This window comes from Endozoicomonas ascidiicola, assembly GCF_001646945.1.
GTDB lineage: Bacteria > Pseudomonadota > Gammaproteobacteria > Pseudomonadales > Endozoicomonadaceae > Endozoicomonas > Endozoicomonas ascidiicola.
In genome coordinates this window covers 153285-164819 of the sequence record NZ_LUTV01000009.1, presented here as the reverse complement: position 1 = coordinate 164819, position 11535 = coordinate 153285, and the positions used below count along the sequence as shown (strand labels likewise).

Genomic DNA, 11535 nt, shown 5'->3' with positions numbered 1-11535 from the left:
TGTGTGTTGCGCGTTTGGTGCTGAAGGCCACCTGTGAAGCGGATTGCTCACAACAGACTTGATAAAGGGCCATAAAGCGTTCGCGCGTCCTATGGYGAGGTTCTGATAATCCAGATTGATAGAGGCATTCTGGGGATTGATTCCATTTATCGTGTAGGACTTTAAGCATGAATCGAATAGTTATGGCAAAAAATGATCTGTAATTATACGTCTTGAATCGTTTTTCGTTTCATGCTTTGGATCAATTTATCTGCTCATTTAGAACCGTATGTTTCAAATGAGTTTTGGTTTACCCACATAAACTACTGAATTAACGTTAAAATCAAGCCATAGTAAACATACCAGTACCCTCATCTCTTGAAATACAGGAATTCCTGCAATACTTATGGCTTGAAAGGGGTCTGAGCAAAAATACCCGTGATGCCTATCAACAAGACCTTTTAATATTCAGGGAGTGGTTGCATGATCAAGATACGACGACCAATAAATAGATGGAAGTTGAGCAAGAAATCATTAAGTCTATGATAGACGGCTTGAAGTAAACGATTTGGGCAACTGAATCATAAATGGCTCTAGATAAGGTACCAATGGACTCAAGCATTCCAAGAACAGGTTTAATTGCTCACTGGGCAGGGTATAAAAGGTGGTATTCCCTTCTACCGTATTAAAAACTTGGCTCTAGTGTTGCAGATAAGAACAGCTGTTGGCATTACTGGGGTACAAACTCCCCACCCAATCCCGATTGCTCCACATGGGTAAACCGAGATGGTAAGGAGCGCTCATCAATCAAATTTCAACCCGTTTACGACCAGCCAATGCATGAGCCAGTGTACCACCATCCACAAACTCAAGTTCACCACCCAGCGGTACACCGTGAGCAATACGACTGGTAGCAACGCTCAGGGTTTTCAACTCTTCCGCAATGTAGTGAGCTGTGGCTTCGCCCTCCACGGTTGGGTTGGTGGCAAGAATCACTTCTTCTACCTGATTGTCGGTTGCTGTCTGCAGTAGCTGATCAATGCCGATATCATCCGGCCCAATGCCATCAATTGGCGACAAATGTCCCATAAGCACAAAGTAACGACCACCATAGCCACCCGCCTGCTCAAACGCCATGACATCAGAAGGATTCTCGACAATACAAAGCAGTTTTTCATCCCGGGATGGGCTGGCACAAATCTGACAAACGGGTTCTTCCGTCAATGTACGACAGTGTTTGCAACGCCCAACACCTTCTGCCGCTTGCTTTAAGGCTTCTGCAAGACGAAAAGCGCCATCGCGGTCACGCTCCAGCAAGTGCAGCGCCATGCGCTGTGCTGAACGCGGCCCCACACCGGGCAGGCAGCGCAAAGATTCCATCAATTCCCTGATCATCGGGCTGAACATAGAGTAGACCTGAACGTAAAACTGAACTTAAACCTGAACTTAAATAATAATGCCGGCATCACCTGATGGCGATGCCGGTAACATTAATTTAGAAAGGGAGTTTCATACCTGCAGGCAGACCCATGCCTGCCGTCAGTGCGCCCATTTTTTCTTTGTTAGTGGCTTCGATCTTACGCACTGCGTCGTTAACCGCTGCTGCAATCAGGTCTTCCAGCATTTCTTTGTCTTCTTCCATCAAGCTTGGGTCGATTTCCACTTTGCGAACATCGTGGCGGCCAGTCATAACCACTTTGACCAGACCAGCACCGGATTCGCCGGTTACTTCTGCATTGGCCAGCTCTTCCTGGAGCTTTTGCATATCTTCCTGCATTTTCTGGGCCTGCTTCATCATGTTGCCCATGCCACCTTTAAACATATAAACCTCTGCAATCAGTCGTTTAAAAATCTATTTAATCACATTGCCTATGGGCTGGATGCTGTCATCCAGCACTGTGGCGGAAAAAGCCTCAACCAGGTTCTGCACCTTGGCATCGGAATAAATACTGTCTTTCGCTTCCTGCTGACGCTCTGCGATTTTACGCTCTCGCCAGGCGGCAGGAGTTTCACCAACAATACGACCAGTGTCAATTGTCAGGGTAATGGACTGCTCAAAATACTCACCCAACGCCTTTTCAATGCGCTGCCGATGGGTGTCGTTATACAACGTGCTGCGTTCAGCATCGAGACGCAGCGCAATAACGCCCTGCTCTTTCTGCGCCAACTCACAGTGAGAACCAATGGTGCCGGTCACACCACCGAGCGGCAAGCCACGGTATACTTGAATCCAGCTGGCTTCATTCAAGGCATCGAAATCCACCCGGTGTTCTTTTGCGGGTAACTCAACAACAGCTCTGACGGGTGATGCCTGGGGCTTAATTTCTGGAGCGCTGACAACTGGCTGCTCCTGAACATAAGATGCTTCGACACTATTTAAAGCCGCCGTTTCTGCTGACCATTCCGGTGGAGCCGCATCATTAAAAGACTCATCCTGACCATAATGATCCGCCTGCTCATAAGCGGATATCGGCACATCTTCCATGGCCGGTGGCGCATGGTTATCCGGTACTTGAACGTCCACCGGTGAAGATGGCGGCGTTTTTTGTTGAGCAGCTTCTTGTTGAGCAGCTTCTTGTTGAACCGTCTTTTGTTGAACAGTCTCTTGCTGAGCAACCTCTTGTGGCTGATCGTCGATGACCGGAGGCTCAAAGTTATCTTTGACGGGCTTCTGTGTCTCTGAGTGTTCTTCTACTTCCACCAGCGCAGCAACCTTCTCCACAACCTGCTGGTCATGGGCAGGCGACTCAACCACTGGCTCTGGTGATGATAGATTAACTGCCTCAGGCTCCGGATCTGAGGTTTCACCCTCAGCCAGAGAATCAGACGACACCGACTGAGTATTATCGTCAGAAGACGTCGGCGACGGTGTTGTTACCGCAATCTTTAATGCTTTCGGTGCCACCGGCGCACCATCCGGTCGGAATGCCAGCATCCGCAACAACGCCATTTCAAAACCGCTTCTTGGGTCTGGCGCTAATGGCAGGTCTTTTTTCCCCACCAAACCTATCTGAAAATACAGTTGCACATCTTCTGCCGTCATCACAGAGGCCAGCTCCAGAATTTGCTCCTGATCACCCTGACTGTTATCCACGGCATCGGGCACCGCCTGAGCAATGGCAACACGATGCAGCATGGAGAGCATGTCATCCAAGACTGCAAGATAATCGGGAGAATGCTCGGCCAACGTGGCGACCGACGCTAATATATGGGCTGCGTTTGCGGAGGCCAGAGACGTGACCATTTTCAGCACCTGCCCCTGATCGATGGTACCCAGCATGGCACCGACGTCGACTTCGCTGACCTTACCATCACCAAAAGCAATGGCCTGATCCGTCAGACTCAGGGCGTCCCGCATACTGCCGTCCGCCACTCTGGCCAGTTGCCATAGGGCGGGGGTTTCTGAAGGAATCTGTTCCTGCTGAAGTATGTTTTCCAGATGCCCAACAATCCGTTCCGGCGTCATGTTCTTTAAGCTGAACTGAAGACAACGGGACAAAATAGTGATGGGCAGTTTCTGCGGATCCGTGGTTGCCAGCAGGAATTTAACGTGGGGAGGCGGCTCTTCCAGCGTTTTCAACAGCGCGTTGAAGCTGTGGGCGGAGAGCATGTGCACCTCGTCAATCAGGTACACTTTGTAGCGACCGCGAGTTGGCGCGTATTGCACGTTATCCAGCAACTCCCGGGTGTCTTCCACCTTGGTACGGGAGGCTGCATCCACTTCGATCAGATCAACAAAACGACCATCATCAATTTCTTTACAGGAAGAACACTGACCGCAGGGTTTGGAGCTGACACCCTGTTCACAATTCAGACACTTGGCAAATATCCGGGCGATGGTGGTCTTCCCTACGCCCCGGGTGCCAGTGAACAGATAGGCATGGTGCAACCGGTTCTGATCCAGAGCATTAACCAGCGCTTGTAGAACATGAGATTGCCCGACCAGCTCCTGAAAAGAGCGGGGCCGCCATTTACGTGCAAGAACCTGATAGCTCATTGAGTCGCGTCAATACCTGAAAGATGTACGATAGAATGCATTCTATGCTAACCAAGAAGACCTTGAAATGCACGAGTTAGACTGGATGTAAGCGAAGGAAGAAGATATTTGTCGGAGAACCCGAAGCAGATCCAAAAAAGATGGCCCAAAAAAGATGACCCATAAAATATTGGAGGCAAACCCTGTCAGCCACACCCCGGCACATAACGTCACCACTACCGTTGCTCCCTTCCGGGCCTGGCGGAGTTCGTGGTTGATTATTGCGGGGGAACCAACAGGGTTCACCATAGAGACCGGAGACATCGCGTCCCGATGCAGCGCATTCTCCACAAAACCCTGCCCGACGTCAACCACTCTATCTCTAGTGCTTAAAGAGGCTGTCGCAAAATTCCAGAAACCTCGTTCCCATGCTCCGCGTGGGAATGCATACCCTTCAGTTTCCAAAGAGTTGGACGTATGGGTTCCCACGCAATACCCAAAGGGCATAAAAGCACGGGAACCAGATTTTTACGACAACCTCTTGGTATGGGAACCAGAGCTTCTGCGACAATCTCTAAAATGCCGGGGTAAGGGGAATATCATCGGAGGATTTTTCCTGCATCTCTTTTTTCAGACGTGAACGATAGTTTCTCAACAGAAATACACTGCTCTGCAGCACCAGCAAATCGGCAATCAGCACATTGGCCCAGACAAACGTGTTATCAATAGCCAAAGGCAACAGCAATAAGCCAGCAACGGGAAAGACCAGGCTGCGCAACAAAGATAACAAACTGGACGCCTTGGCTCGGGCGGTAGACTGATACACCGTCATCATCAAAATATTAATGCCCATGGGAATGGCAGCAAAACCATAAAGGCGCATGGCCCATCGTCCAAGCTCAATCATTTCCGGCGATGGATTGGCAACAAATGCCGACACCACCTGCCCGGGAAACAGCACTGCCACTGTGGCAAAACCGGCACACAAAATCACAATAAGCACTAAACCCAGATTCAGCGTTTCAAGAATCCGATTATGCTGACGAGCACCGTGATTGAAACTCACCAACGGCTGAACTGCCTGACACACGCCGTATACCAGCAAGCCCAGCAGCCACATACAGTTCAACACGACTGTGTACACCGACAGGTACAATGCACCGCCCAAACTCAACAGAATCCAGTTAGAGACCAGAATCACAATCCCCACCGACGCTTCCATAAACAAAGTGGGTAAGCCGGTCATAAGAATCAGTTTGATTTCCTGCATTCGTAACCAGGCAAAACGAAGTTTCAGATTGGCGGAGCCACCACGGAAATGCAGCAGTTGAACACCCGCCATCGCCAGCTGCGCCAAACCCGTAGCCAAGCCTGCACCAAACATCCCCCAGTGAAAGACCATCATAAACAGCCAGTCTAAAAAGACGTTCAATGTCGCACTGGCGATCATAGCTTTCATAACAAGGGATGGATTGCCATCGTTACGGACAAAATTAGACAACACCCAACCGATAGCATACGGCGTTGCAAACCATGTGAGGGCAATCACATAATCTTTAGCCATGGGTGCCAGCTCACCCTGGGCACCAAAAGCCATGATAATTTCATCCGCCCAGATCATGGTGGCCAATGTCAGGCTGACCATTACCAACGTCACCAAGGTGAGTGCTTGCTGAAACAGCTTCTGCCCCTCTTCTTTATTCCCTTCACCAAAACGAATACTCATCACGGCGGCACCGCCCACACCAATCATCATGGCGACGGCAAACATAAAGGAGAAGTAAGGTAATACAAGATTAATCGCAGCCAGCCCCTGCTCACCCATGCTGTGCCCGATAAACATAATATCCGCGACAATGTAGAGCGATTTAATCACCATGCCGGTAATCGCAGGCATTAAAAAATGGCGAAAACATTTACGCACCGGGTCTTGCCCGAGGTTCAGGGGTGCAATGGGTTGTGGCATGGACATATCTCGAAGGAAACCGTTACCAGAATGAACGGCAACGGGATTCTAGAGACACTAGGTTTAGAGGGCTATGAGTGGAAACCGATATTAGGAGCCTGTCGTCAGATCAACGCGATCACACCAAGTAACGCGAATAGCAGCGCGGCTCCTCGACGAATCCAATTCAGCGGTAACTTATTGGCCAATTTCTCTCCAAAAAACACAACGGGCACATTGGCCAGCAGCATGCCAACCGTTGTACCAATAATAACCATGGTTGTCGCTGAATACTCCGCTGCGAGCAGTATCGTCGCCACCTGCGTTTTGTCGCCTATTTCAGCGATAAAGAAGAGAAAAGCGGTGGTAAAGAAAACCCCATAGCCATTCATGGTCATTTCTTTTTCTTCCAGCTTATCGGGAATCAACGCCCACAGCGCCACAGCAAAGAAGGAAGCCGCAACAAGGTATTGCAGAACATCAGGGGAAACCCAGTCAGTCACCAGGCTGCCAACCCAGGCCGCAGCAGCATGATTCAACAGGGTTGCCAGCAGAATCGCCAGCGTAATCATCCAGGGAGCACGGAAACGAAGTGCAAGCATCAAAGAAAGGAGCTGGGTTTTATCGCCAATCTCTGCCAGAAACACGACAAAGGTAGAAATAGACAGCGTAGAAAGTGAAAGCGTTTCCATAAACGAACCAGGCGGGAGCAATACAAGTGGCACAGCCAACCTCCCGCCATGGGGCTCAGCTATACCACAGGTCTTGTCCAGCATATTCACATGCTGCTATCGCCATGAGCATTGAGGCTCAAGCATGTTGACGATAGCTACCGCTGTCACAGCGGTCAGACTACTCCCCCGAGGCAGGGAGGAATTTACAGAGATCACATCATAAAATCAAACAGTACTCTTCCCTACTGCACTATTGCTTACAAAGCACGAAGAGGTTGTCGCGAAACTCTAGAAACCTCGTTCCCATGCTCCGCGTGGGAATGCATACCTCTTAATTTTCAAAGAGACAGATGTATGGGTTCCCACGCAATACCCAAAGGGCATAAAGGCATGGGAACCAGGGCTTTTGCGACGCCCTCTGGAGCATGGGAACGAGATGTTTGGAGTTTTGCGACACCCTCACTAAGCCGCACTTAATCGATAATCAAAAGTGGATTTTAGCAATTCAATATATGCCGGATCTTTACACAGTATTTTACCGGGACTGTCGGACAGTTTTGCAACCGGGCTGCCATTGAGTTCCGTCAATTTCAAGACAATATTGGGGGCTTTATATCCCATATCATTGGTCAGATAGGTTCCTATACCAAAGCTGACGTTTATTTTGTCAGCAAACCATTGATGGATATCCAGCGCTTTTTCAAAGTTCAGTTTGTCACTGAAGACCAGACTTTTTTCTCTAGGATCGATTCCGAGCTTGCGATAATGATCCAGAGCAAGTTCACCCCAGATAACAGGATCACCGGAATCATGTCGCATCCCCTGGTAAGCATGAGCCAGACCAACATCAAAGTCTTTCAGAAAGGCTTCCATACTGATGGTATCCGTCAAGGCAATACCCAACTGACCGTGATATTCCTCCAGCCAGACATTCAACGCATCCTGCTGACTGGTGCGCAGGCTTTCACCTAACACCTGATGAGACTGCAGCCATTCGTGAGCCATGGTACCCACCGGTTTCAAACCCAGACTTCTCGCCAGATTTAAATTACTGGTTCCTACAAAGTTCTGAGGCAAGTGCTGCTTTAACGTTTCCACTACGTGATAATGCCAATCTCTGGAAAAACGACGACGGGTACCGAAATCCACCAACTGAAGATGACTGTCTTCTGGCAAGCGTTTCAGTTTCTCATCCAATCGCGCCTGCCCCTGGGCAACCACATCACCTTGAAAGCCATGACCATGGAGCTCACTGATAATCGCCAGCAGGAAAATCTCAAAGTGCGTAACCTCACTCCATAAGCCTTCTACCGAGATCAATAACTGCCCGTTGTGTTGCTCTATGGACACAGCGTTTGGGTCCAGCCGGAAACGACTAAGATAGTCCAGATATTCTTCACTGATAAATGGCAAGCTCGACAACCACTCCAGTTCATCGGAGCTGAGTCTCAGGTCGCCAAGAAATTCACACTGTCGTTTAAGGTGTTTTTTGGTCACCGCCAGTGTTTGCTCATCACGACAGTGAAACTCCATGCGCGCCCAGGCATCCGGATAACGCCGGAACATCGACTGCTGCATGGTGTATTTGTAGAGATCGGTATCAAGAAGGGTTGGTATGACAGGGTGATCCATATACCCCTCCATCAGTTGGCAACGGCATCAGCGGCAACATCATCAACCGACAGCTCTGTAATACTGTCAATCATGATGGCACCCGCTGATTTTAGTTCTTCAAGGGCTGAAACAACAGTACTTTCACCCAGCCCCCGGCAGGCAGCCCGATTTACATAAACGACAAAACCCGCACGACACAGTTGTAACGCCGTGGTTTTTACACAGAAATCCAGCGCGAGGCCGCCCACTAACACGGTTGTGATACCGCGGCTTTTCAGGAACTCAATAACACCGGTACTCATCTTTTCTTCGAGATCGTGAAAACAGGCGCCATAAGGGTGAATATTGTTTTCGACACCTTTCCAGACAAAGTAATTGTACTCCGTCACATCCGGCAGACCATCCACCAATTCAAAACCCGTGGTGCCCGGAACGGCATGGCGATTCCAGCGAAGATCCACATTCTTATGACCTTCAATCGCTGTTAACTGAGGGGATTCTTCCGTAGCTACCCATACGGCAGTGGCAGGATGTGCATCCTTGGAACCCACACGGACTGCCGCCAATCCCGCCTGACGATTCAATTCATCAGCAATCAAGTGCCCTTCTGGAACCGGCAGTTCATCAGGGCAAAGCGGAGTGAAACACTTCTGGGCGTCCACATCAAAAGCGGCTACGGTCTCTCGGGTCCCTATGGAGTACATATTTTCACCGTGACAAAAGGAATCAAGTTCACTAACATAGTGAATTATGTTCCATAAGCTGTCAACTTTACTTATGTGTCCTAACTAGCACCAAAGGAGCAAAAATGAGTTTAAGTACCGCATTAATTTCTGTTGACCTGGTTGTCTTTCAACTGAGTGACAATGGACGATTGCAGGTACTGGGCCATGGAGCGCCGGAATCTTCAAAACCCACACTCCCCGCCGGCAGAATTGATGCTGACCAGGACCAGTGTCTGGAGGATACTGCCAAACGTCAGTTGGACCGCTTCATCTCGACACCCGCCAGTTACTTTGAACAGGTGGTGACCATTGGTGACAATCAGAGAGACTCCCGCGGCTGGTCAATGACTGTCGTTTATTATGCACTGGTTCGCCCCTGCCTCGATAACATCATTGAAAGCAGTGCCCGATGGATTGATGTTTGTGATGGCCTACCGGTAACTTCATTAGCTTACGACCATGACCAACTAGTTACCGGAGCGCTTGATCGCTTAAAAAATAAAATCCAATACAGTGTACTTCCGCTGTATCTTTTGCCGGATGAGTTCATTCTCTCGGATATTCAGAAAGTCTTTTCTGTGGTGCTGGGCAAAGCGCCGCCCATGCGCTCTATTCGCAACCGTTTTCTCAGCTGTGATATTTTGCAGGAGACGGGAGAAAAGCGTTATGGAAGTAATCGGCCTGCGGTGTTGTACCGCACCAACTCTGACTCAAAGCATTGGTTGTTTGATCGGCTTTATCAGACAGTAAAGGTGTGAAAAGATCGAAAGACCGGGTTCTCATGTTTTGAGCCTGACAGAAACACCAGAAACCTCGTTCCCATGCTTTGAGGTTGTCGCAAAAGCCCTGATTCCCATGCTTTGCGTGGGACCCCATACTTCTAACCCTTTGAAAATTCAAGAGTATGCATTCCCACGCAAAGCATGGAGAACGAGATGTTTGGAGTTTTGCGACACTCTCGGATAGCGTGGGAACGAGATGGTATTTGAGCATCAAAAAAATAATTTTGTGCTATACACTTTTCCTCACATTATTAAAACGAGCAAATCTAATGATTAGACCGGATCAACCATTTGTAGAAGCACAATATCAAGCAACATTTAATCATGCCATTGAAGTCAATTTTCCTGTCCCTACTTCCTGGGGGCCATACAAAGTTTGTCGTGTAATCAACCCTACCCCACAAATACCATCTTCAAATCTTTCGCCAGCAATAACTGCCTACCCTCCATACCGGCCACCCATTCCARTAGCACASCCTACCCAACAAATGCCATCTTCACATCTTTCGCCAACAATAACTGCCCACCCTCCATACCTGCTACCCATTCCAGTAGCACACCCTACCCAACAAATACCATCTTCACATCTTTCGCCAGCAATAACTGCCCACCCTCCATACCTGCTACCCATTCCAGTAACACACCCTGCACCTTTAAACATAGCGCCCACATCCTGTCAACGCAGGACCCCCACCCCACCAAATATTAATGCACTACATACAATCGATTCAGCATCCATTGTAAACCCTTTCTTTCTCACTGCTCCCGACCTCATGCTCGAAGAGGTCAATGCTACACACACCTCTCATGCCCCGGCCACCTATAACAACTCAGTAGACCAAAGAGAAATCATTTATAATGAATTAGTCAAACTTCGTGGCCGTCATATTTACGCTAAAATATTATACGTCGCTCCCTGCCGACACAAAGCCCTTGGTTATTTTAGTCCCCAATTTAACCCTGATCTAAAGATTAAATGCGATATTTCAATGGATGCAATGACATACTCAGAGATTTTAACTCATCAAGGTCATAGAAAGCTTGGCGTTGGTGGGAAATTAACATTTGATTTGGCAAAATTAAGAGGCTATATAGACAGCCATCAAGATGAAGCTTTTCGCAATTTACAAGATCAGCAATCCAAAGGTTGGAAGATACCAATTATCATTGAAGCCAGAGATATTATCGGCTGCAGTAATAATGCGGAAAATTTTACAGTTCATAAAAATAACCCCTTAATTCAAAAACCACTCTCAACAATGCCAAACTCTATAGAAGGCACTTCCAGACCCATTCACATTTTACCAATTCCTGAAGAAATCAAGATTGTAAACCACATCAAATCTCTCAAAGGACGGAGAATCATAGGAGACATCATGTATTTCCAACCTGAAAATAAGGGTGGAATAGCACGCTATGATTCAAATGAATTGTACATCCGGTATCTATTTAAACTCCCGGAAGAATACAACGAAACACCAGTAAAAGAACTAGAATCACTGTTTGATCAAGTGGAAGCTGATATAGAATTACCACAAACTCGGGAGCTTATTTTGACATACATACGCAGAATTGGAACCGAAGCTTTCTCGGTGCCAGATGATCCTCACCATGGACCACTGATAGTCCGCTCATCCAATAGCAGGCTGATCAAAAAAGAGCAATAACACAGCAATGCAATGGGCTAAGTTACCGTTAATGGTTGAATCAGCTAAACTCCTATAAAATCAACGTGGTAGGGGAGTGATATGCAATCTGAACTCTTCCAGAATTTTATTGATTCCATTTCATCATTAAACAGTGAGCAGCGAGACATTCTTAACACCTCGCTCATTAGTGC

The 11535-nt window shown here is 48.2% G+C and carries 10 protein-coding genes, 1 other RNA gene and 1 riboswitch; of the genes, 3 read left to right on the top strand and 8 right to left on the bottom strand.

The window, feature by feature from the left end; translation table 11 throughout:
• Window positions 1-329: 329 nt before the first annotated feature.
• On the top strand, window positions 330-491 hold the full coding sequence (locus AKL11_RS26525; protein WP_095210627.1) for a site-specific integrase: 162 nt from the start codon (window positions 330-332) through the stop codon (window positions 489-491).
• A gap of 295 nt (window positions 492-786) precedes the next feature.
• Here AKL11_RS26525 and recR read toward each other — a convergent pair whose 3' ends face one another.
• The 8 genes from recR to AKL11_RS22000 all read right to left on the bottom strand — a co-directional run bounded on the left by recR (window position 787) and on the right by AKL11_RS22000 (window position 8892).
• Window positions 787-1386 carry a recombination mediator RecR gene (gene recR / locus AKL11_RS22035; protein WP_067522040.1) on the bottom strand — a complete coding sequence of 200 codons (600 nt, stop codon included), beginning with the start codon at window positions 1384-1386 and terminating at the stop codon, window positions 787-789.
• An 88-nt stretch (window positions 1387-1474) separates the two neighbouring features.
• The gene (locus AKL11_RS22030; protein ID WP_067522038.1) at window positions 1475-1801 is read right to left on the bottom strand and encodes a YbaB/EbfC family nucleoid-associated protein; all 327 of its coding nucleotides are present in this window, start codon (window positions 1799-1801) and stop codon (window positions 1475-1477) included.
• Between the two features lie 30 nt (window positions 1802-1831).
• A complete protein-coding gene (gene dnaX, locus AKL11_RS22025; protein ID WP_067522036.1) occupies window positions 1832-3976 on the bottom strand; it encodes a DNA polymerase III subunit gamma/tau in 2145 nt (714 codons plus the stop codon).
• A 180-nt stretch (window positions 3977-4156) separates the two neighbouring features.
• Window positions 4157-4253: signal recognition particle sRNA small type (gene ffs, locus AKL11_RS22020), an RNA gene on the bottom strand.
• Window positions 4254-4529: 276 nt separating this feature from the next.
• Window positions 4530-5921 carry an MATE family efflux transporter gene (locus tag AKL11_RS22015; protein WP_157673718.1) on the bottom strand — a complete coding sequence of 464 codons (1392 nt, stop codon included), beginning with the start codon at window positions 5919-5921 and terminating at the stop codon, window positions 4530-4532.
• 104 nt (window positions 5922-6025) lie between these two features.
• Window positions 6026-6625, bottom strand: a complete 600-nt coding sequence (locus AKL11_RS22010) for a TMEM165/GDT1 family protein (protein WP_425387579.1) — start codon at window positions 6623-6625, stop codon at window positions 6026-6028.
• Window positions 6599-6773, bottom strand: a riboswitch (yybP-ykoY riboswitch). It overlaps the preceding gene by 27 nt.
• A 263-nt stretch (window positions 6774-7036) precedes the next feature.
• On the bottom strand, window positions 7037-8206 hold the full coding sequence (pncB, locus tag AKL11_RS22005; protein WP_095210619.1) for a nicotinate phosphoribosyltransferase: 1170 nt from the start codon (window positions 8204-8206) through the stop codon (window positions 7037-7039).
• An 11-nt stretch (window positions 8207-8217) separates the two neighbouring features.
• The gene (locus AKL11_RS22000) at window positions 8218-8892 is read right to left on the bottom strand and encodes an isochorismatase family protein (RefSeq protein WP_067522030.1); all 675 of its coding nucleotides are present in this window, start codon (window positions 8890-8892) and stop codon (window positions 8218-8220) included.
• A 104-nt stretch (window positions 8893-8996) separates the two neighbouring features.
• Here AKL11_RS22000 and AKL11_RS21995 point away from each other — a divergent pair, with 104 nt between their 5' ends.
• Window positions 8997-9671, top strand: a complete 675-nt coding sequence (locus AKL11_RS21995) for an NUDIX hydrolase (RefSeq protein WP_067522028.1) — start codon at window positions 8997-8999, stop codon at window positions 9669-9671.
• Window positions 9672-10468: 797 nt separating this feature from the next.
• Entirely contained in the window at window positions 10469-11362 is an 894-nt protein-coding gene (locus AKL11_RS21990) for a hypothetical protein (protein WP_067522026.1), read from the top strand.
• Window positions 11363-11535: the final 173 nt, after the last annotated feature.

What these genes read in the sequence shown, in the direction of transcription:
- recR (WP_067522040.1), bottom strand. Translation starts at nt 1,386, where the DNA reads ATGTTCAGCCCGATGATCAGGGAATTGATGGAATCTTTGCGCTGCCTG.
- AKL11_RS21990 (WP_067522026.1), top strand. Translation starts at nt 10,469, where the DNA reads ATGCTCGAAGAGGTCAATGCTACACACACCTCTCATGCCCCGGCCACC.
- AKL11_RS22015 (WP_157673718.1), bottom strand. Translation starts at nt 5,921, where the DNA reads ATGCCACAACCCATTGCACCCCTGAACCTCGGGCAAGACCCGGTGCGT.
- pncB (WP_095210619.1), bottom strand. Translation starts at nt 8,206, where the DNA reads ATGGATCACCCTGTCATACCAACCCTTCTTGATACCGATCTCTACAAA.
- dnaX (WP_067522036.1), bottom strand. Translation starts at nt 3,976, where the DNA reads ATGAGCTATCAGGTTCTTGCACGTAAATGGCGGCCCCGCTCTTTTCAG.
- AKL11_RS21995 (WP_067522028.1), top strand. Translation starts at nt 8,997, where the DNA reads ATGAGTTTAAGTACCGCATTAATTTCTGTTGACCTGGTTGTCTTTCAA.
- AKL11_RS22030 (WP_067522038.1), bottom strand. Translation starts at nt 1,801, where the DNA reads ATGTTTAAAGGTGGCATGGGCAACATGATGAAGCAGGCCCAGAAAATG.
- AKL11_RS22000 (WP_067522030.1), bottom strand. Translation starts at nt 8,892, where the DNA reads ATGTACTCCATAGGGACCCGAGAGACCGTAGCCGCTTTTGATGTGGAC.